Raw genomic sequence first — 20700 nt, forward strand, 5'->3', positions numbered from 1 at the left:
ATTAAAGGATAAAAGAGCTGAGTCTAAATGCATATAAATTAGGAGGAATAATCATGGCAAAAACAGTAATAAGTACACAAGGTGCACCAGGTGCTATAGGACCTTACTCACAAGCAATAAAGGTTGGTAACCTTGTATTTACATCAGGACAACTTCCAATCAATGCTTCCACTGGAGTTTTAGTAGAGGATATAAAGGAAGCAACTAAAACATCTTTAGAAAATGTTAAGGCAATATTAGAAGAAGCAGGAACATCTTTAGATAAAGTAGTAAAAACTCTTGTGTTTTTAAAGGATATGAATGATTTTGCAGCTGTAAATGAGGTATATGCCTCATACTTTACAGAAAATCCACCAGCAAGATCATGTGTTGAGGTGGCAAGATTACCTAAAGATGCTAAAGTCGAAATAGAAGTTATAGCTTTAGTTGACTAGTTACTAAAACTAGAAGGTTAAAATTAAAAAATAGCTGTGTCAGAATAGAACTTAATTTCTATTCTAACTAGCTATTTTTTATTTGCATTAATTATAGCCAGCAGTATCTTTAAAGATTTTATTTTCAAATAAAAAAGAGGTTGCCTTAAATGATTTTTTCATTATATTTAAGGTAACCTCTTAACTAATTATTTTAAAGAGTTCTTATTTGCTCTAGATTGAGCATTTAATCTCTTAACTTCTGCTACATCTGTAGCGGCAGAATTCATAGTATTATTATTTGTAGAAGAGGTAGTCGCTCCTGCATTTTGAGCAGATTGAGCATTTAATCTCTTAACTTCTGCTACATCTGTAGCGGCAGAATTCATAGTATTATTATTTGTAGAAGAGGTAGTCGCTCCTGCATTTTGAGCAGATTGAGCATTTAATCTCTTAACTTCTGCTACATCTGTAGCAGCAGAATTCATAGTATTATTATTTGTAGAAGAGGTAGTCGCTCCTGCATTTTGAGCAGATTGAGCATTTAATCTCTTAACTTCTGCTACATCTGTAGCAGCAGAATTCATAGTATTATTATTTGTAGAAGAAGTAGTCGCTCCTGCATTTTGAGCAGATTGAGCATTTAATCTCTTAACTTCTGCTATATCTGTAGCAGCAAAATTCATAGTACTATTATTTGTAGAAGAAGTAGCCATTCCTGCATTTTGTCTAGATTGAGCATTTAATCTTTTAGTTTCTTCCAAATTATTTGTCATAATTAATACTCCTTTCAAAAGCTCTCTTAATAAATTTATTTGATTCAATTATAGTTTAACCGCCTTTACATAAAATATTAAATTAGTTTCTGGATTTATTAGAAGTATTATCTATACTTAAAACAAATGTGCAATAGAAAAAATCGCTTTTAATTATCAGCTAAAAGCGATTTTTTTACCTTTAATAAGGTTTTATAAACATTTGTGTCCAATAGCAGGTTCCTGCCTTATCCTTTGCTAACCCTACCCCTATAACAGTGTAAGTTGGGTTTAAAATATTACTTCTATGACCGGGAGAATTCATCCATCCATTCATTACTTCACTAGGAGTTCTTTGGCCTTTTGCTATATTCTCTCCTGCTGCAGAAAATTTTATGCCGAAGTTTTCTATCATATTAAAAGGTGATCCATAAGTAGGCGATTGATGAGAGAAATAATTTTTATTTATCATATCCTGAGACTTATATCTCGCTACCCTTGATAACTGCCAATTAGTTTTTAATGGTGGTAATCCTGACTTACTTCTTTGCACATTTACTAAACGTATAACTTCATTTTCAAAGGTTTTAATATCATTTATATTTGGAACCTTTACTATTTGCCCAGGATATATATTAGAAGGATTTTTTATTTGAGGGTTAGCCGAAATTATTTCGCTAATTCCTATCTCATATTTAACAGCGATTTTCCACATACTATCTCCTGGTTTTACTGTATAAGTAATTTCTTGAGCTTTAGCTTCATAATAAGGTAACAGCAGTAATAATGCAGAAAATATTACAATTTTCATTTTTTTCATAATAAAACCTCCAATTTAATATATACTTATAAACTATAGATGAAATAATTAATTTTTCTACTGTTTATATTTTGTTCAATAACGATATTATTATGTCAATTTAATTTTAACAATGTTTGAAATTACATTTTAATATCACATTTATTACCTTATTTTAATATAATAATATATATTCAATTTTTTATGTTTCTTGTATTTTTGTATAGCTATTGCTTTAATATTAGGGAAATCCGTAAGAGTCATATTGAAATTGAATATATAAATTCACATAGGATGAGTACAAAAGGGAGGTATAGTTATGAGCCATAAACATCGTAGATGTTGTTGTGTAGAAAAATGCTGTTGTAATAATAGATTTAATAGCTGCGGTTTTAATAGTGGTTGTGGTTTTAATAACGGTTGTGATGGCAGCTTGCTTCTAATTCTTCTATTATTAAGATGTTTTTAATAACAAAAGAAACCCATGAAAATTGGGTTTCTTTTAACGATATTATAAACTTTCATAACAGTTCTTTAGTAAAAGGGCATCTTTTTCCAAAATTGGACTTTCACAAATAACACACCCTTTAACATTAAAATCAATGAAAGCTTTTAAACAAGCTTTATAATTAAAATCACTTTCTAAAAAGGGAAGGTGATTTTTTTCACCTTTCTCTCCATAATGTATTCCAGAAAGATGAATATGTAAGTCTTCTAAGGCCTCTTTACCTAAATTTTCTCCAACCTTATATAATATAGCAGCAAAATCTTCATAATTTTTTAAGATTCCATTATACCTTGCATGTATATGAGAAAAATCAATACATAGCTTACAACTAGGAATATTCTTGCAAATTCTTATTAATTCATCTATAGAACCAAACTGAGTAGGCTTGCCTGTTGTTTCAAGTCTATAATTAAACTCATATTTCTCTGGCAGCCTTTTTAAGCTTTCTTCAATCTTTATAAAGGTCTCTTCAGGGGTATTTTTTAGATAATAACCTGAATGAAAAACAATATTATTTCCTCCAACAGAATATAGTGCCTCAGCTCCTCCAATAATTCTTTCAATAGATTTATCAATCTTTTCTTGCTCCTCTGCATTAAGATTAATAAAATAAGAACCATGAGCCGTTAAATGAAATTTATATTTTTCTTTCATATTAATAATAGCATCTTTGTTCTTAGCGGTTACATTAATAGATCTAACAAAGGGGAGTTCCTTTGCATTAAGTCCTATGCTATGCAGATACTCTATACCAGTGCTGTAATTAAATTTATCTCCTCCTTCTCCAAGAGGTAATCCTGAAATACCAAATAAAAGTCTATCCATTGTATTCTCCTTTTCTGAAAATATTATTATATAAAATATCATGTTATAATAACTTATAATTATTATTATATAATATCAAGTTACTTAAAAGAATTCAACTGAATACTAATATAATAATAATTAACTATATTAATTTTGATTTTTATTTTTTTTATATATAATATTATTATATGATTTATTGCAAAAGCTATAGTAACTTTTATGGAAGCGAGTTGAAGAATGTGGAAGAAAGATTACAGAAATATATGTCTAGATGCGGAATTGCCTCAAGAAGGAAGAGTGAAGAACTTATTTTAGAAGGTAGAGTAAAGGTTAATAATGTTGTCATTAATGAATTAGGTTTTAAAGTAGATAGCGAGCGAGATAGAGTATCTGTAGATAATACTTTAATAAAGCCTGTTGAACAAAAAATATATATAATGCTAAATAAGCCTGAAGGAGTTATTTCTAGTGTTAAGGATGAAAGAAATAGAAAAACTGTTATAGATGTAATTGGCATTAAAGAAAAAATTTTCCCTATAGGAAGGCTTGATTACGATACATCAGGATTATTACTATTAACTAATGATGGGGAGATATATAACAAAATAATTCATCCAAGAAAAGAAGTAAACAAAGTGTACATTGCAAAGGTAAGGGGAATTTTTTCTGAAGAAGAAATGAAAGGCTTTGAAAACGGAGTTGATATAGGAGATTATATTACAGCTAGATGTAAAATTCTAATATTAAAAAAACATATTGATAGCTGTGAAGTTAAAATTACTATACACGAGGGTAAAAATCGACAGGTAAGAAGGATGTGTAGTGCCTTTAATCATGAAGTTATCTCACTAAAAAGAATTTCTATTGGTGAAATTACTTTAAAGGATCTAGAAATGGGTAAGTGGAGAAATCTTTCCCAAAAGGAAATAGAGTACTTAAAAAAATTATAATATAAATATGAAAGGAAATTATTTTATGTTTTTATATACCAAAAATATAAGCGAATTAGCTCACAACATAATAAGAAGCCATTGTCCAAATACTAATTTAGCTATAGATGCCACCTTAGGCAATGGATATGATACTGACTTTTTAAGCAGAATATTTAGAAAAGTATATGCATTCGACATACAGCCAAGCGTAATTGATCAAAATAAAGCTAAGGGATTAAAAAATGTAGAATATATATTAGACTCCCATGAAAATTTTCTCAAGTATATTGCTAATACTGATTGTATAATGTACAATTTAGGCTTTCTTCCTGGCGGAGATAAGAATTTAACCACATTAGCACCTAGTACAATTGATAGTCTGCAAATTGCTACAAATATTTTAAATAGTAATGGAATAATAAGCATAGCTATTTATGAGGGTCACCAAGAGGGGCTTAAGGAGAAAGAGGCAATAATGGACTTTGCTTCAACCTTGCCTAAAAATAAATTTGGTGTTATGAGCCATTCCGTAGTAAATAGAGAAAACGCTCCGTCTTTAATAATTATTGAAAAAAATTAGCGAAAAAATGAAATGCGGCTTGAATAAATTTTCAATAGATGGTAAAATGAAATAAATATTTCATTTTTCATTCTAATTTGAAGAAAGGAAAGTAATTATTCTATGGATAATAGTAAACAGGATTTAATGAGAACCATTCAAGTGAAGTTTCCACGATTAAGCAAAGGTCAAAAATTAATAGCCGAATATATATTAAAGCATTATGATAAGGCTGCTTTTATGACAGCTGCTAAATTAGGTACAAGTGTAGGGGTAAGTGAATCTACTGTAGTTAGATTCGCTAATGAATTGGGCTTTAGCGGTTATCCTAAGTTACAAAAAGCTCTTCAGGAATTAATTAAAAACAAATTAACTACGGTACAAAGAATTGAGCTTGCAAATGATTTCATCAGCGAAGAAAATGCTTTAAAAGGCGTATTAAAAGCAGATATGGAGAATATAAGAGCTACTTTAGAAAAAATCAATCACAAGACCTTCGAAGATGTAGTAAAAAATATTTTTAGTGCGAAGAAAATATACATTATAGGCCTTAGAAGTTCTACTGCTCTGGCAGAGTTTCTTGGTTTTTATCTAAATGTCATTCTTGACAACGTTAAGGTGGTTGGCTATGGCATAAGCGATATATTTGAGCAAATGATTAATGTAGGAGAAGGAGATTTAGTTATAGGTATTGGATTTCCTAGATATGCTACAAGAACTATAGAAGCTCTTTCTTTTGCACAAAGTAGAAATGCAAAGGTAGTCGCAATAACTGATAGTTTACTATCACCTTTAGCTTCTAAAGCTGATTATTCATTAATAGCTCAAAGTAATATGGCATCCTTTGTTGACTCTTTAGTGGCTCCATTAAGCGTAATCAATGCTTTGATAATAGCTGTTGGACTAAGAGAAAAAGAAAAAATTTCAAGTACTTATAATACCTTAGAAAATATTTGGCAGGAATACGAGGTATATTCTTATAAGAATTTAGAAGATAAATAAAAAAATCTTATATAAATTATCAAATAACATGTTAATTGATGTTTATTTTGAAAAATAAATTTTTTTCAAAATAAAGAAGGAATATCGTATTTATTATCGAATATATATACTTGTAAAGAAGCTTGATATGCAATAATAAAAAAAAATGAAAGTATAAATTCATTTTAGGGGGTATTTAAAATGACAAAAGAAACTTTAAATCCATCTGTGTACATTGAACAAGTAATTGAAAACGTTAAGAAAAGAAATGCTAATGAGCCAGAATTTATTCAAGCAGTTGAAGAAGTTCTTCATTCATTAGGTCCAGTTCTTGAAAAGCATCCTGACTATATCGATGCTAATTTACTGGAAAGATTCTGTGAACCAGAAAGACAAATAATGTTTAAGGTGTCATGGACAGACGATAATGGTAAGGTTCATGTAAATCGTGGTTTTAGAGTACAATTTAATGGAGCTATAGGACCTTATAAGGGAGGATTAAGATTCCATCCATCTGTTTACTTAGGAATTATTAAATTCTTAGGATTTGAGCAAATACTTAAAAACTCTTTAACTGGACTACCTATCGGTGGCGGTAAAGGTGGTTCTGATTTTGACCCAAGAGGAAAATCAGATGGAGAAATAATGAGATTTTGTCAAAGCTATATGACTGAATTATACAGACATATAGGTCCAGATGTAGACGTTCCAGCAGGAGACATCGGTGTTGGAGCTAGAGAAATCGGTTACTTATATGGACATTACAGAAGAATCAGAGGAGCCTTTGAAAATGGAGTATTAACTGGAAAAGGCATATCCTATGGTGGTAGCTTAATAAGACCAGAAGCAACTGGATTTGGAGTTACTTACTTCTGTGAAGAAATGTTAAAGCATGAGGGAACTGATTTTAAAGGAAAAACTGTTGCAGTATCTGGTTTCGGTAATGTGGCTTGGGGCGCATGTATGAAGGTAAGTCAATTAGGTGGAAAAGTAGTAACTTTATCCGGTCCTGATGGATATATATATGATCCAGATGGAGTTGTTGGTGAAAAGGTGGACTACTTAGTTGAAATGAGAAACTCTGGAAGAGATAAGGTAAAAGATTATGCTGACAAATATGGTGTAGAGTTCTTCCCAGGACAAAAGCCATGGGGTGTTAAGGTTGATATAATCATGCCATGTGCTACTCAAAATGATATTCATTTAGAGCATGCAAAACAAATAGTAGCAAATGGTATTAAGTTTGTATGTGAAGCAGCTAATATGCCATGTACTAATGAAGCAGTTCAATATTTCTTAGATAATGGTCTTATAGTAGGACCTGCTAAGGCAGCAAATGCTGGTGGAGTTGCAGTATCAGCTCTTGAAATGTCACAAAATAGCATGAGATTATCTTGGACTACTGAAGAAGTAGACGCAAAACTACATCAAATTATGAAGAACATCCATAACAGTGCTATGAAAGTAGCTGAGGATTATGGATTTGGATATAACCTTGTTGCTGGAGCAAATATCGCTGGATTTTTAAAAGTTGCTCAAGCAATGCAAGCACAAGGAAATTACTAAAATTAAAAAAGGGAATCCTTAAGTGGATTCCTTTTTTAATTTAATTGACAACGCTTAAATCAAGTTATATTATATACTTGATTTAAGTAAATTAAGGAGCTGAAGAGATGAGTAAAATTATTGTTATAGGTGCCGGACCGGCTGGTATGATGGCTGCCATAAAGGCTTCTGAAAAGCATGAAGTAATTTTAATAGAAGGTAATGAAAAAATAGGCAAAAAATTATATATTACTGGAAAAGGTCGCTGCAATGTAACAAATGCTAAAGATATAGGTGATTTTTTTGATTTTATTCCAGGTAATCCTGAGTTTTTATATAGTGCTTTGTATACATTTACTAATCAGGACGCTGTTAGCTTTTTTGAATCCTTAGGTGTAAAGCTAAAGGTTGAAAGAGGCGATAGAGTCTTTCCTGAATCTGATAAGTCTTCAGATATTATTAATGCCTTTAATAAAGCTCTTTATAAAAACAATGTAAAAATTCTCCTAAATAAAAAGGTTACTAATATAATTCTAAGTAATGCTTCTATTAATTGCGTAGAAGTAAACCATGGCGAAGAAATCTATGGAGACTATTTTATATTTTGCACAGGAGGCTTTTCTTATCCTCAAACAGGATCAAATGGTGAATGCCATGAATTATTAAAAAAAATCGGACATCATATCACTCCTATAAGCCCTAGCTTAGTACCGGTGCAAATAAAAGAGGAATGGATAAAAGAGTTACAAGGACTATCACTAAAGAATGTAACTTTAAAAATTCTAAGAGGAACCAAAGTTGTATATGAGGAGTTTGGTGAAATGCTATTTACGCACTTTGGTATTTCAGGACCTATCGTTCTTAGTGCTAGTAGATATTTGGATGATATTAATGAGATAGAAGACTATAAAGCTGTAATAGATCTCAAGCCTGCTTTAAACTCAAAAGAATTAGATGAACGTTTGCAAAAGGATTTTGCTAAGTATATAAATAAACAATTTAAAAATGCCTTAGATGATTTATTGCCACAAAAGCTAATTAGTGTAATAATTAATCTAAGCAATATTGATGAAAATAAGAAGGTAAATGTAATAACAAGAGATGAGCGAAAATGTCTTGTAAACTTATTAAAAAATTTAACTTTATCAATTAAAAGTTTAAGACCTATTGCAGAAGCTATAGTAACTTCTGGAGGTATTGATGTAAAGGAAATTGATCCTTCAACTATGTCATCTAAGATAGTGAACAATTTATATTTTGCAGGTGAGTTAATGGATGTAGATGCTTTTACTGGAGGATACAATGTGCAAATTGCTATGTCTACTGGTTATTTAGCTGGTTTAAAGGTTGGTGAAAAATAGGATGATTGCAATCAGGGGTGCTACTACAATATTATCAAATACTAAAGAAGATATAAAAAAAGAATCTATAAGATTAATAAAACAAATTATAAGAGATAATAATCTAAATCAAGAAAAAATAATTTCTATATTCTTTTCCTGTACTAAGGATATTAATAAAGCCTATCCTGGAAAATATGTAAGAGAGGACTTAAATTTATCTAATGTTGCTATAATGCATTTTAATGAAATGGATTTGGATATCCCAACATTAGACCTCTGCATCAGAGTCACATTATTTTATAATGGTTATGTTGATAACCTTAGATTTGTATATTTAAATAAGGCTGTAAACTTAAGAAAAGATTTAATGAAAAAAATATAAGAGGATTTTCTTCTAATATTATAGAATATAACTATTGTTACTTTTTATTAGAAAGGCGGAGTAGAATTGAAACTAACTATTGCAATAGATGGACCAGCAGGTGCCGGAAAAAGTACCATAGCAAAAATTTTAGCAAAGAACTTCAATATAATGTATATAAACACTGGTTCAATGTATAGGGCTATTACATTAAAAGCTTTAGAACAGAATATACCTTCAGGTGAAATAGAAGAACTTTGTAGGCTTACAGATTCACTAGACATGTATTTTCAAAATGATAGACTGATTTTAAATGGGGAAGATATAAACGATAAATTATCCTTACCTGAGATTAGTTCTAAGGTATCACATTATGCTTCTATTCCAGAGATTAGAGTTAGATTAGTTAAGCTTCAAAGGGAAATGGCTAGCAAATTTGATGTGGTTATGGATGGGAGAGATATTGGAACAGTGGTATTAAAAGACGCTGCCTTTAAATTCTTTTTAACTGCTTCTCCCGAAGAAAGAGCTCAAAGAAGATTTGATGAATTGAAACGTAAGGGGCTTGATGTTAATTACGAGGAGATTTTAAAAGAAATAATAAGAAGAGATTTTTTAGACTCAAATAGAGAGGTTGATCCTTTAAGAAAAGCTGAAGATGCTATAGAGATAGATACTACTGGTTTAAACATCAATGAAGTAGTAAATAAAATGTCAAGCTATATTAATAAGACTCTTGAAAATATATTTATGGGTGATATAAATGAATAAAGTTATTTTAGCTGATAACTCTGGCTTTTGTTTTGGCGTGAAAAGAGCTGTAGAAGAAGCTTTAAAGGTTAGAGATAGTAAAGAAAAAAACATATATACTTTGGGCCCAATTATACATAATAATGATGTAGTGAATATGCTAAAATCTAAAGGAGTATATCCTATAGATGAATCTGAAATAATGAATTTACAAGAAAGAGATGTAATTATTATAAGATCTCACGGCATACCAAAATACTTGTATGACATATTAAACGAAAAAAACTTAGAAATTATAGATACTACTTGTCCTTATGTTAAAAACATACAAAAAAAAGTAGAAAAATATTATTCTGAAGGATATAAAATTCTTATTATAGGTGATCCTCAGCATCCGGAAATCATTGGTATAAATGGCTGGTGTAATAATACTGCAATAATCTTTAAAAATGGAGAAGTTAATGAAAAGCTTCCAAATAAAGTTTGTATAGTATCTCAAACCACTGAAAAAATGGAGAATTGGAATAGAATTCTTCGATATGTGGTTGAAAATTGTAAAGAGTTTTTGGCCTTTAATACAATCTGCTCTGCCACAGAATTAAGGCAGAAAAATGCTTTTGAGCTATCTGAAACAGTAGATGCTATGCTTGTTATAGGAGGCAAAGAAAGTTCAAATAGCAAAAAACTGTATGAAATATGCAAAAGTCAGTGTGAAAACACTATTTTTGTTGAAAGAGCTGAAGAAATTTCAGAAAAATTTATGCTAGATCATGAAAATAAAATAATCGGTATAACTGCTGGTGCTTCGACACCAGATTGGATAATAAAGGAGGCTATATTAAAAATGGAACAAAATAAAAACTTAGAATTTAATGAACAGCTAGCTTATATGGAAGCTAATGATAAGCAAATCTTCGTGGGTGAAAAAATAAAAGGAAAAGTTATTTCTGTAACAGAAAAAGAAATATATGTAGATATAAACTATAAGTCTGACGCAGTAATACCTTCTGAAGAATTCATTGAAGAAGAAAGAGAACAATTGCCAAAGCTTTATAATGCAGGTGATGAGATAGAAGCCAAAGTTATTAGTAGGATGAATGATGACGGATATGTGGTATTATCAAGAACTGAAATATTTAGAGAAGAAGCCCTACTTAAATTAGAGAAAGCTTTTAATGAAGGTGAAAAAATAAATGTGCTGATAAAAGCTTCAGTAAATGGCGGTTTAGTGGCTTTATTTAAAGGAGTAAAAGTATTTATTCCAGCTTCTCATTTAGATTTAGTTCATGTAGAAGATTTAAATTCTTATTTAGGAAAAAATCTAGAAGTTAAAATTATTGAATTTAAAATCGAAAGAGATAGAACTAAAATAGTAGCTTCAAAAAGAGTAATTCTAGAAGCTGAAAAGAAAATTAGAGAGGAAGAAGCTTGGAATAACTTAACCGTTGATGAAATCCTAGAAGGCGAAGTGAAAAGATTAACTGACTTTGGTGCCTTCATTGATGTTAAAGGTATAGATGGATTACTTCACATATCTGAACTGTCTTGGGGTAGAGTTAAGAAAGTTTCTGATGTGTTAAAGATTGGAGAAAAGGTTAAGGTAAAAATTATTGATTTAGATAAGGAAAAAAATAAAATATCTCTAAGCATTAAAGCATTAATTAATGACCCATGGTTAGATGTAGATCAAAAATACCCTGTAGGAAACATAGTACTAGGAAAAGTGGTTAGGTTCACTGATTTTGGAGCATTTATAGAGTTAGAGCCCGGTATTGATGGTTTAGTTCATATATCTCAAATTACTCATAGAAAATTAAATAAACCAGAAGAATTCTTGAAAATTGGTGAGAATATTAAGGCTAAAATATTAGAGGTTAATGCAGAGAATAAGAGAATATCCCTAAGTATAAAGGCTATAGATTAATATATATTTTAGAAGAGTAAAGTTTTTAACTTTACTCTTTTTTTTGTAATAAAAAATATTTTACAAAATATATATATATTGATATTAATGAGCAGGGGATTTTTAAATTTATGGAACAAAACAGATCTATGGAATTGATGGATGTTTCTGATAGAGAACTTAAAATGCTTTCTCAAGTATTAAATAAATATAATATACTTAACTTTAAAGCCCAAAGGGCTAGAAGTGCTTATAAGATAATTACAGATAAAGATATATATTGCTTAAAAAGGATGAAGCATGGCGGAAGAAAACCAAGGAATGGTTATGCATTAGTAACAGAATTAAAAAAGAAAGATTTTAAAAATATAGCTTCTTATATTAAGACTAAAGACAACAACTACTATGTTAAAGAAAATGGATTTATATTTTATCTTACTGAGTGGATTAATGGGGAAGAGTGTAGTCTAGATAGCATTTCTGAAACAGTAAATTGTGTAAAACTATTAGCTAAATTCCATATTGCTTCAAGTAGTATAGATATGAGCAATATAATAGTAGAAAATAATCTAAAAAATTGGCCAAAAATTTTTATTTCAAATTTACATGGGTTAGAAAATTTTAAAAAAGCAGTAAATCGTAAAAAATTAGTCACTGAATTTGACTCTATATATATGGAGTATATTGATAATCTATATCACAGAGGTATGGTAGCAATTAATATATTAAATAAATCTAATTATTATAAACTCTCAAAAAAAGCAGCCACAGAAAAAACAATTTGTCATGATAGCTTTTACTATCAAAATATAATAAAAAAAGATAACGACTATTATCTAATTGATTTAGATAGCATAATTATAGATCTTCAAATAAACGACCTAGGTAAGTTTATAAGACGATTAATGTATAAAAAGAGCTATAAGTGGGACTTTGATAAAGCCAAGTATATAATTGAGGCATATAATGATATAAAGCCTCTAACTAAGGATGAGCTTGAAGTAATGTTAGCTTTAATAGTGTTTCCTCATAAGTTTTGGAAATTAGGTAAAAAAAGATATATTAAGCATAAGCATTGGCCTGAAAGCAAATATATGAGCAAATTAAGTAAAATAATAAAATATAATGACTTACAAGACTTATTTGTTGATAAATATATTGATTATTTAAATTCTATAACTGAGGAATGATATTTACTAATAGTTATATATTAGTATATAATTTAAATATATTTTAATACTTAAGAGGCAATTATGTATAAATGTGAGAAGTTAAGCAAAAAAAATTTTAATTCTTTTTTAGAACTTAATAATAAAGCAAAAGATTTTAACGAATTGAATTTAGATTATAATCATATATATGAAAGTTTATCTTTTAAAGATTTATTAATGCTAAAAAATAATATTAAATTATTAAAAGTTAATGAAGAATACCATGGCTTTGTGTGGTACAATACAGATGATTCTAGAAGAAACATAATTATCATTGACTCTTTATACCTTAAACCTACAGATATTAACGTAGATTTATTTAACTGTTTTATAAATAAGTTAAATAAAAACATAATATTGGAATACGAAACCTTAACTACTGAAAGAAACAGTAAGGAGCTACGGGCTTTTGGATTTAAAGAATATAAAGGAAATATTGAGATGGAATTATGTTTAAAAGATTTTAATAAATATAATTATCTTCTCAATAAAAATATTAACTTCCAAACCTTTATTCAAGGAAAACATGAGTTAATAAGATGTGAGATTCAAAATCAGGTGTTTAAAAATAAAGATAGAATTCCCTTAACTGTAGACGATATATATTTTGACGAAACTCAAGAGTATTATTTAGAGGATTGTTCTATTTTTCTAAAATGTAATGAAGAATATATAGGTTATGGTCAAATAATATTGGATAACAAGCCTATAATAGTTAATTTAGGTATATTAGAAAACTATCGTGGCCTTGGATTGGGCAAAGTTTTATTATTAAAATTAATTGAGATGGCTAAGAAAAGGGGATTTGACTATATATCTATTAAAGTGCTTAATTCAAATATCGTAGCTAAGAATTTATATAAAGGTCTAGGATTTAAAGAACAAAGGGAATTTACAATATGGCAGTTAAGTGTAAAAAAGAAGAGATAAAAATCTCTTCTTTTTATATTTAGAATAATTCTTTATATTTTTCTAATCCTTTTGATAATATATCCATAGCCTCTTCTAAGTCCTTACTATTTAAGCAATAGGATATTCTAATCTCATTCTTTCCTAGTTCAGGATTGGAGTAGAAGCCTCCAGCAGGAGCTACCATTACAGTGGCATTATTATAGTGGAAATCAGTCAATAACCACTGTGAAAAATGCTCTGCGTCATTAATAGGAAGTTTAACTACTATATAAAATGCACCTGTTGGCTTCTCACATACAATGCCTGGTATATTAACTAAGCTACTGTATAAAATATTCCTTCTATTTTCATATTCAGCTTTAACCTTAGTAAAATACTCCTTTGGAGTATTAATTAAATTAGCAGCGGCTACTTGCTCTATAGTAGGTACGCATAATCTTGATTGACATAATTTTAAAATTTGCTTTATAAGTTCTTTATTCTTAGATGCCACTAGGCCTATTCTTGCACCACAAGCGCTGTATCGTTTAGATATACTATCTATTAGTATCACTCTATCTAATATATCCGTCATATATAATGCAGAAGTATATTTTAAATTATCATATACAAATTCTCTGTAAACTTCATCTGCAATGATATAAAGATTATATTCCTTTGCAATATCTGCTAACATTCTTACTTCTTCATAGGTATAAACAACACCAGTAGGATTTCCAGGATTAGAGATCAGTATAGCCTTTGTTTTATCAGTTATTTTACTTGTTATTTCTTCTTTACAAGGCAAATGGAATCCATTTTCTGCTTTAGTGATAAAGGATACTACATTTACACCTGCAGCTTCACTAAATCCATTATAGTTTGTATAGAATGGTTCTGGAATTATTATTTCATCTCCAAAATCGCATATTGCCATAATTGCAAATAGTATTGCTTCACTTCCACCATTGGTTATCATTATTTCATTTCTTTCAAAGTCAATATCCCATTGTTTATAGTATTCAATAAAACTATCTATTAGAGGATCTATTCCTTGAGAATTTGTATATTTAAGGACATTTTCTTTGAAGTTATTGATGGCTTCAAAAAAGGTTTCAGGAGTTTCAATATCAGGTTGCCCTATATTTAAATGAAACACTTTTTTACCCTGTTTCTTTGCCTCATCAGCAAAAGGTGTTAATTTTCTAATAGGTGAAAATTGCATACTTTGAATTCTTTTTGAAAACTGCATAGTGATTTATCCCCCTTAATAATAAAATATTTTAAAATAATGTTTCTCTTGGAATATAAGAAGTTTTAGTATTGGTAATTACAGGATTAATATGATTTTCGAAATATCCTCTATCACTTATTATATTATAATTTTGACCATTTTTATATTCTTTATTATCATTTTGTTGTTTTGCATCATACATTATTTATCACTCCCTATAATTATAGTTTTCCCAAGGGAGTGAATTTTATTAATAATATTTGCTTAAAACCTTACCTAATCTCTTTATTCCCTCTACTATTTTTTCTTCAGACATATTTGAATAGTTGAGTCTAAAATAGTTTTCATTTCCACCATTAGGAAAGAAAGAGCCTCCAGGAACAAAAGCAACCTTTTCCTCTAGAGCTTCCTCTAGTATTTTTTTTGTATTTAATTCTTTTTTTAATTCTACCCAGGTAAATAATCCACCTTTAGATAGAGTGTATTTCACTTCAGAAGGGAAGAATTTTTGCATTGATTCTATCATAATATTTCTGCGGTTTCTATATACTTCGATTATCTTACTTATATGTTCATCTAAATTGTACTCTTTCATAAACTGAGCCGTAATTCTTTGATCTATAGTACTGCACTGAAGATCCGCACCTTGCTTTATCAGAACATATTTTTGTAGTATATCCTTATGTGCACAGACCCATCCAATTCTTAATCCAGGGCAAAAAGTCTTTGAGTAAGTTCCTAAATGAATCACATATCCTGAGTTATCAAAGCTTTTTATAGTTGGATATCTATTCCCTTCAAAAATTAGTTCCGCATAAGGGCTATCTTCAACAACAGGAATTTCATATTGTCCAGCAATGTCAGCTAAACGTTTACGTCTTTCAACAGATAAAGTTTTCCCTGTAGGGTTTTGGAAATCTGGTATGGTATATATAAACTTTGCGTTAGGATACTCCCTTAATTTTTTTTCTAGCTCTTCTATTATCATACCATCATCATCCATGGGAACCTCAACAAATTTTGGTTGATAGGCTTTAAAGGCGTTTATGGCTCCTAGATAGCTTGGACTTTCACATATTATAACATCGTCCTTATCTATGAAAAGCTTTGCAGTGAACTCTAAAGCTTGCTGTGAGCCACTAGTGATTAATATATTATCTACAGTAACATTAATTCCTGCTGGCTTTAATCTTTGATCAACTATAGTTTGTCTAAGTGGAGTATATCCTTCAGTAGTACTATATTGTAATGCTTCTTTACCTTGCTCCTCTACAACCTTATAAGCAATTTTTTTCATATTATCTACTGGAAATAGTTCTGGAGCTGGCAATCCACCTGCAAAAGAGATTAACTCTGGCCTTTCTGTAAGTTTTAGTAATTCTCTTATCTCTGAAGCTTTTATTTCATTAGCCCTTTCAGAGAATTTTAAATTCATAAAAGCACCCCCAACTTATTCTTACAAGTTTTATATTTTACCATAATCACTATTTATATCTTTTATTATATATCTATGAATTATTCATTTCAAGCTTGCATAAATTGCGATATAAATAAATCAATTAATTAAAAATTAATTATTTTACAAATAAACAATTAATAATATTGAAAAATAAATAACTATCAAAAATCCCTTTAAAAATATTCTTAAATTATATATAATAAGTAAGGTATATATTTATTTTAGAAGGAGTAGAAGTGATGATTAATGAAAATCAATTAAAATATTATATAGAGACTTGGGGCTGTCAAATGAATGAAGAGGACTCAGAGAAGCTATCAGGAATGCTCAAAAGGCTTGGATATGTAAAAACAGAGGAAAGGGGCGAAGCCTCTATAATAATATTTAATACCTGCTGTGTAAGAGAAAATGCAGAACTAAAGGTGTATGGTAATTTAGGAGCCTTAAAAAAACAAAAGGAAAAAAATCCTGACCTTATAATAGCTGTTTGCGGTTGTATGATGCAACAAAAAGGAATGGCAGAGGCTATTATAAAGAAATATCCTTTTGTTGATATAATATTTGGAACACATAACTCATATAAGTTTCCTGAATATTTAAATAGGGTAAAGCAAGAGGGAACTTCCGTTATTGAAATACCAGATAAGGAAACTGAAATAATAGAAGGTATCCCCGTAGATAGAGAAAGTGACATAAAAGCCTTCGTTACAATTATGTATGGCTGTAATAACTTTTGTACATATTGTATAGTTCCTTATGTAAGAGGAAGAGAAAGAAGCAGAAAACCTGAAGATATTGAAGCTGAAATCAAAGACCTAGTAGCAAAAGGATATAAAGAAATAACTTTGCTAGGACAAAATGTAAACTCTTATGGCAAAGGATTAGATCCAGAGATTAATTTCGCAGATTTGCTTATTAGATTAAATGAGATAGAAGGATTAGAAAGAATAAGATTTATGACTTCTCATCCAAAGGATTTATCTGATGAAGTAATTGCAGCCATTAGAGATTGTGATAAACTATGTGAGCAAATACATTTGCCTGTTCAAAGCGGTTCTTCAAGAATACTAAAAAAAATGAATAGGCACTATGATAGAGAGTATTACTTAGAACTAGTAAATAAAATAAAGAAAGAAATACCTGGAGTCGCTTTAACTACAGACATAATTGTAGGGTTTCCTGGCGAGACAGAGGAAGATTTTGAGGAGACTCTTTCTTTAGTTAAAGAAGTAGAATATGACTCTGCATTTACATTTATATACTCAAGAAGAAAGTATACTCCAGCAGACATGCTTTTAGATCAAGTTCCTGATGAAGTAAAGCATAATAGATTTAATAGATTAGTTGATACAGTTAATGAAATTTGTGCAAAAAAGAATAAGGAATATGAAGGTAGAGCTGTAGAAGTTTTAGTAGAAGGTACAAGCAAAAATGATGAAAATCGCTTATCTGGAAGAACTAGAACTGGTAAATTAGTAAATTTACAAGGGAATAAGGATAGTATCGGTAAATTAATAAATGTAAAGATAGTAAAAGCATTGTCCTTTTCATTAAATGGAGAGGAGATATTATAAAAAAGCTCTTATATAAGAGCTTTTTTATAACTATAAATTAAGAGGTGATTGACCATGGCTATAACGCCTATGATGCAACAATATCTTCAGATCAAAGAAGATTACAAAGATTGCATAGTATTCTTTAGACTAGGGGACTTTTATGAAATGTTTTTTGAAGATGCGGAGGTAGCATCTAAAGAGTTAGAGCTAGTATTAACCGGGAGAGATTGTGGCTTAGAGGATAGAGCTCCTATGTGTGGTATACCATATCATGCATCTAATTCATATGTAGGTAAACTTATATCCAGAGGGTATAAAGTAGCAATTTGTGAGCAAGTTGAAGATCCAGCCTTAGCAAAAGGTATAGTAAAAAGAGATGTTATTAAAGTAATTACTCCAGGTACCTTTAATGACAGTAATTTTATTGACGAGAGCAAAAATAACTATATCATGAGCATTTTCGTAGAAGATATTAATGAAAGAATTACTATTAGTTTTGCAGATATTGCAACAGGCGAATTCTATTCTACAAAAGTAAGCCGCTTTGACTATGTTATAGATGAAATTTCCAAGTTCTATCCAAAAGAGATATTAATACAACAAAGCTTTTCTGAAGCGGTTAAAAACAGAATAATTAACTCTATTTCGTCATCTATAACTATTAAGAATGACAATTATTTTAAGGATGAATATATTCATAATATTGAAGCTCAATTTAAAAATTTTGAAACCAGTAATTATGATAATGATATTTTATTTTCTATTAATGCTCTGTTAAAATACATAATTGAAACACAAAAACTTTCATTATCTAATATTGAGCATGTAGAAGTATACAATATAAGCGAAACTATGTCTATTGATATAAATACTAGAAGAAATCTAGAGTTAACTGAAACCTTGAGAGACAAGTCTAAAAAGGGGTCGTTGTTATGGGTACTGGATAAAACAAACACTTCCATGGGCAGCAGATTACTTAGAAAGTGGGTAGAGCAGCCCTTGCTGGTTAAAGAGCGTATTGAAGAAAGACTCTCTGCTGTAGAAGAGTTAACTAACAACTTACCTTTAAAAGAAAACTTAGTTGAATGTCTGAAATCTATTTATGATATAGAAAGAATAACCGGTAAAATTTCTGCTAAGAGTGTAAATGCCAAGGAGCTTATATCTTTAAAAAATTCCATAGGCAAGATACCTAATGTTAAACAAATTCTAAAAGAGGCAGAGTCAAGTTATTTAAGAAAAATACATAGCAATTTAGACGAATTAAAAGACATTTTCTCGCTGCTAGAAAGCTCTATTTTAGATAATCCTTCGTTAGGGTTAAAAGAAGGAAATATAATAAAAGATGGCTATAATGAAGAAATTGATGAATTAAAAAGGGCTAAGACTAATGGAAAACAGTGGATAGCTAATTTAGAAAGCCGTGAAAGAGAAGTTACCGGAATTAAATCTTTAAAGGTAGGTTACAATAAAGTATTTGGATATTACATAGAAATAAGCAGAGCAAATTATGATTTAATTCCTGAGGGAAGATACATAAGAAAACAAACCTTAGCAAATGCTGAAAGGTTTATAACTGAGGAATTAAAGAATATGGAGGATAAAATATTAGGTGCAGAAGATAAGCTCATAAATCTAGAGTATAATCTATTTGTGTATATTAGAGATTTAATTGAAAAGCAAGTTTCTAGAATGAAACTTTCTGCAAAGCTTTTATCAGAAGTTGATTGTGTTGTATCCTTAGCTTCAGTTGCCCTGGATAACAATTACGTAAGACCTTTAATCAATGAAAAAAATTACATTTCTATAACCGAAGGAAGGCATCCAGTAGTTGAAAAGGTAATACCAACAGGCTCCTTTATCAGTAATGATACTTTTATAAATAATTCTAAAGATCAAATGTTAATAATAACTGGCCCAAATATGGCAGGTAAATCTACATACATGCGTCAAGTAGCGTTAATAACACTTATGGGGCAAATAGGAAGTTTTGTCCCTGCAGCTAAAGCAGATTTATGTGTGTTAGATAAAATCTTTACCAGAATAGGCGCTTCTGATGATCTAAGTGCAGGTAAAAGTACCTTTATGGTTGAAATGTGTGAAGTAGCAAATATTCTAAAGAACGCCACTCAAAAGAGTTTGGTACTATTGGATGAAGTGGGAAGAGGTACTAGTACCTATGATGGATTAAGTATTGCATGGGCTGTTATTGAGCATATATGCAATAACAAAGCTCTTAAATGTAAGACTTTATTTGCTACTCATTATCATGAATTAACTGATTTAGAAAGTAAAATAGAAGGTATCAAAAACTATTCTGTAGCTGTGAAGGAAGTAAATAATAGTATAGTTTTCCTTAGAAAAATAATACCTGGAGGAGCTGATCAATCTTATGGTATTGAGGTGGCTAAGCTTGCAGGCTTACCTGAAAATTTAATTAAAAGGGCTAAGGAAATACTAGAAACTCTAGAAATGCAAAATGCTCTAACGATAAACACTAAAACAGAAAAAGACAGTAAAGATACAAAGCAAAAACAAAGCTCTCATATTCAGATGGGCTTTGAGGATTTTGCATTTAATTCTTTTGTTAAAGAGGTATCCGAAATAGATATTTTAAATATTAATCCCATTCAAGCTTTAAATAAACTTTACGAGGTCATAAATAAGGCTAAAGGATTGTTATAAAGGTGATG

At 29.8% G+C, this 20700-nt stretch carries 20 protein-coding genes; 14 read left to right on the forward strand and 6 right to left on the reverse strand.

Going from position 1 to position 20700, the window contains the following annotated elements; translation table 11 throughout:
- The first annotated feature begins 53 nt into the window (after positions 1 to 53).
- On the forward strand, positions 54 to 434 hold the full coding sequence (locus BN2665_RS14265) for a RidA family protein (protein ID WP_055667769.1): 381 nt from the start codon (positions 54 to 56) through the stop codon (positions 432 to 434).
- A 188-nt stretch (positions 435 to 622) separates the two neighbouring features.
- Here the strand turns inward: BN2665_RS14265 and BN2665_RS14270 are convergent, their stop codons facing one another.
- Positions 623 to 1189 carry a hypothetical protein gene (locus tag BN2665_RS14270; protein ID WP_055667770.1) on the reverse strand — a complete coding sequence of 189 codons (567 nt, stop codon included), beginning with the start codon at positions 1187 to 1189 and terminating at the stop codon, positions 623 to 625.
- A gap of 181 nt (positions 1190 to 1370) precedes the next feature.
- Positions 1371 to 1988, reverse strand: coding sequence for a SafA/ExsA family spore coat assembly protein (gene safA / locus BN2665_RS14275; RefSeq protein ID WP_055667771.1), 618 nt, complete (start codon positions 1986 to 1988; stop codon positions 1371 to 1373).
- 298 nt (positions 1989 to 2286) lie between these two features.
- On the opposite strand from safA, the gene BN2665_RS27055 reads away from it, so the two are divergent.
- A complete protein-coding gene (locus BN2665_RS27055) occupies positions 2287 to 2436 on the forward strand; it encodes a hypothetical protein (RefSeq protein ID WP_154674951.1) in 150 nt (49 codons plus the stop codon).
- A 42-nt stretch (positions 2437 to 2478) separates the two neighbouring features.
- On the opposite strand, the gene BN2665_RS14280 is transcribed toward BN2665_RS27055, so the two are convergent.
- Positions 2479 to 3300 carry a TIM barrel protein gene (locus BN2665_RS14280; RefSeq protein WP_055667772.1) on the reverse strand — a complete coding sequence of 274 codons (822 nt, stop codon included), beginning with the start codon at positions 3298 to 3300 and terminating at the stop codon, positions 2479 to 2481.
- A gap of 221 nt (positions 3301 to 3521) precedes the next feature.
- Here BN2665_RS14280 and BN2665_RS14285 point away from each other — a divergent pair, with 221 nt between their 5' ends.
- The 10 genes from BN2665_RS14285 to BN2665_RS14330 all read left to right on the forward strand — a co-directional run bounded on the left by BN2665_RS14285 (position 3522) and on the right by BN2665_RS14330 (position 13797).
- Positions 3522 to 4232 (forward strand): pseudouridine synthase, encoded by a 711-nt coding sequence (locus BN2665_RS14285; RefSeq protein WP_055668411.1) that lies wholly within the window; start codon positions 3522 to 3524, stop codon positions 4230 to 4232.
- A 25-nt stretch (positions 4233 to 4257) separates the two neighbouring features.
- Entirely contained in the window at positions 4258 to 4794 is a 537-nt protein-coding gene (gene mnmM / locus BN2665_RS14290) for a tRNA 5-(aminomethyl)-2-thiouridylate-methyltransferase MnmM (RefSeq protein WP_055667773.1), read from the forward strand.
- A gap of 102 nt (positions 4795 to 4896) precedes the next feature.
- A complete protein-coding gene (locus BN2665_RS14295; protein WP_055667774.1) occupies positions 4897 to 5775 on the forward strand; it encodes a MurR/RpiR family transcriptional regulator in 879 nt (292 codons plus the stop codon).
- A 180-nt stretch (positions 5776 to 5955) separates the two neighbouring features.
- Positions 5956 to 7320: an NADP-specific glutamate dehydrogenase gene (gene gdhA, locus BN2665_RS14300; protein ID WP_055667775.1), complete on the forward strand. Its 1365-nt coding sequence runs from the start codon at positions 5956 to 5958 to the stop codon at positions 7318 to 7320.
- A gap of 107 nt (positions 7321 to 7427) precedes the next feature.
- Complete coding sequence (locus BN2665_RS14305) at positions 7428 to 8660, forward strand: BaiN/RdsA family NAD(P)/FAD-dependent oxidoreductase (RefSeq protein ID WP_055667776.1); 1233 nt, start codon at positions 7428 to 7430, stop codon at positions 8658 to 8660.
- Position 8661: 1 nt separating this feature from the next.
- Positions 8662 to 9024, forward strand: a complete 363-nt coding sequence (gene aroH, locus BN2665_RS14310; protein ID WP_055667777.1) for a chorismate mutase — start codon at positions 8662 to 8664, stop codon at positions 9022 to 9024.
- Between the two features lie 66 nt (positions 9025 to 9090).
- The gene (gene cmk, locus BN2665_RS14315) at positions 9091 to 9774 is read left to right on the forward strand and encodes a (d)CMP kinase (RefSeq protein ID WP_055667778.1); all 684 of its coding nucleotides are present in this window, start codon (positions 9091 to 9093) and stop codon (positions 9772 to 9774) included.
- Positions 9767 to 11677, forward strand: coding sequence for a bifunctional 4-hydroxy-3-methylbut-2-enyl diphosphate reductase/30S ribosomal protein S1 (locus tag BN2665_RS14320; protein ID WP_055667779.1), 1911 nt, complete (start codon positions 9767 to 9769; stop codon positions 11675 to 11677). The genes cmk and BN2665_RS14320 overlap by 8 nt, the downstream gene beginning before the upstream one ends.
- A 110-nt stretch (positions 11678 to 11787) precedes the next feature.
- Complete coding sequence (locus BN2665_RS14325; protein WP_055667780.1) at positions 11788 to 12846, forward strand: CotS family spore coat protein; 1059 nt, start codon at positions 11788 to 11790, stop codon at positions 12844 to 12846.
- Between the two features lie 63 nt (positions 12847 to 12909).
- Entirely contained in the window at positions 12910 to 13797 is an 888-nt protein-coding gene (locus tag BN2665_RS14330) for a GNAT family N-acetyltransferase (RefSeq protein ID WP_055667781.1), read from the forward strand.
- A gap of 19 nt (positions 13798 to 13816) precedes the next feature.
- On the opposite strand, the gene BN2665_RS14335 is transcribed toward BN2665_RS14330, so the two are convergent.
- The 3 genes from BN2665_RS14335 to BN2665_RS14340 are packed head-to-tail and all read right to left on the reverse strand — an operon-like array spanning position 13817 to position 16427.
- Complete coding sequence (locus BN2665_RS14335) at positions 13817 to 15010, reverse strand: pyridoxal phosphate-dependent aminotransferase (protein WP_055667782.1); 1194 nt, start codon at positions 15008 to 15010, stop codon at positions 13817 to 13819.
- 31 nt (positions 15011 to 15041) lie between these two features.
- Positions 15042 to 15194, reverse strand: a complete 153-nt coding sequence (locus BN2665_RS27060) for a hypothetical protein (protein ID WP_154674952.1) — start codon at positions 15192 to 15194, stop codon at positions 15042 to 15044.
- 48 nt (positions 15195 to 15242) lie between these two features.
- On the reverse strand, positions 15243 to 16427 hold the full coding sequence (locus BN2665_RS14340; RefSeq protein ID WP_055667783.1) for an aminotransferase-like domain-containing protein: 1185 nt from the start codon (positions 16425 to 16427) through the stop codon (positions 15243 to 15245).
- 263 nt (positions 16428 to 16690) lie between these two features.
- On the opposite strand from BN2665_RS14340, the gene miaB reads away from it, so the two are divergent.
- Together miaB and mutS are read left to right on the forward strand one after the other, a co-directional pair.
- Positions 16691 to 18025, forward strand: coding sequence for a tRNA (N6-isopentenyl adenosine(37)-C2)-methylthiotransferase MiaB (gene miaB, locus BN2665_RS14345; protein WP_055667784.1), 1335 nt, complete (start codon positions 16691 to 16693; stop codon positions 18023 to 18025).
- Between the two features lie 54 nt (positions 18026 to 18079).
- Positions 18080 to 20692, forward strand: coding sequence for a DNA mismatch repair protein MutS (gene mutS / locus BN2665_RS14350; RefSeq protein ID WP_055667785.1), 2613 nt, complete (start codon positions 18080 to 18082; stop codon positions 20690 to 20692).
- Positions 20693 to 20700: the final 8 nt, after the last annotated feature.

Source organism: Desnuesiella massiliensis, assembly GCF_001403615.1.
In the GTDB taxonomy this organism is placed as follows: domain Bacteria; phylum Bacillota; class Clostridia; order Clostridiales; family Clostridiaceae; genus Desnuesiella; species Desnuesiella massiliensis.

Coding starts and splice junctions, on each gene's coding strand:
- BN2665_RS14265 (WP_055667769.1), top strand. CDS start 54: ATGGCAAAAACAGTAATAAGTACACAAGGTGCACCAGGTGCTATAGGA.
- BN2665_RS14270 (WP_055667770.1), bottom strand. CDS start 1,189: ATGACAAATAATTTGGAAGAAACTAAAAGATTAAATGCTCAATCTAGA.
- safA (WP_055667771.1), bottom strand. CDS start 1,988: ATGAAAAAAATGAAAATTGTAATATTTTCTGCATTATTACTGCTGTTA.
- BN2665_RS27055 (WP_154674951.1), top strand. CDS start 2,287: ATGAGCCATAAACATCGTAGATGTTGTTGTGTAGAAAAATGCTGTTGT.
- BN2665_RS14280 (WP_055667772.1), bottom strand. CDS start 3,300: ATGGATAGACTTTTATTTGGTATTTCAGGATTACCTCTTGGAGAAGGA.
- mnmM (WP_055667773.1), top strand. CDS start 4,258: ATGTTTTTATATACCAAAAATATAAGCGAATTAGCTCACAACATAATA.
- BN2665_RS14295 (WP_055667774.1), top strand. CDS start 4,897: ATGGATAATAGTAAACAGGATTTAATGAGAACCATTCAAGTGAAGTTT.
- gdhA (WP_055667775.1), top strand. CDS start 5,956: ATGACAAAAGAAACTTTAAATCCATCTGTGTACATTGAACAAGTAATT.
- BN2665_RS14305 (WP_055667776.1), top strand. CDS start 7,428: ATGAGTAAAATTATTGTTATAGGTGCCGGACCGGCTGGTATGATGGCT.
- aroH (WP_055667777.1), top strand. CDS start 8,662: ATGATTGCAATCAGGGGTGCTACTACAATATTATCAAATACTAAAGAA.
- BN2665_RS14320 (WP_055667779.1), top strand. CDS start 9,767: ATGAATAAAGTTATTTTAGCTGATAACTCTGGCTTTTGTTTTGGCGTG.
- BN2665_RS14325 (WP_055667780.1), top strand. CDS start 11,788: ATGGAACAAAACAGATCTATGGAATTGATGGATGTTTCTGATAGAGAA.
- BN2665_RS14330 (WP_055667781.1), top strand. CDS start 12,910: ATGTATAAATGTGAGAAGTTAAGCAAAAAAAATTTTAATTCTTTTTTA.
- BN2665_RS14335 (WP_055667782.1), bottom strand. CDS start 15,010: ATGCAGTTTTCAAAAAGAATTCAAAGTATGCAATTTTCACCTATTAGA.
- BN2665_RS27060 (WP_154674952.1), bottom strand. CDS start 15,194: ATGTATGATGCAAAACAACAAAATGATAATAAAGAATATAAAAATGGT.
- BN2665_RS14340 (WP_055667783.1), bottom strand. CDS start 16,427: ATGAATTTAAAATTCTCTGAAAGGGCTAATGAAATAAAAGCTTCAGAG.
- miaB (WP_055667784.1), top strand. CDS start 16,691: ATGATTAATGAAAATCAATTAAAATATTATATAGAGACTTGGGGCTGT.
- mutS (WP_055667785.1), top strand. CDS start 18,080: ATGGCTATAACGCCTATGATGCAACAATATCTTCAGATCAAAGAAGAT.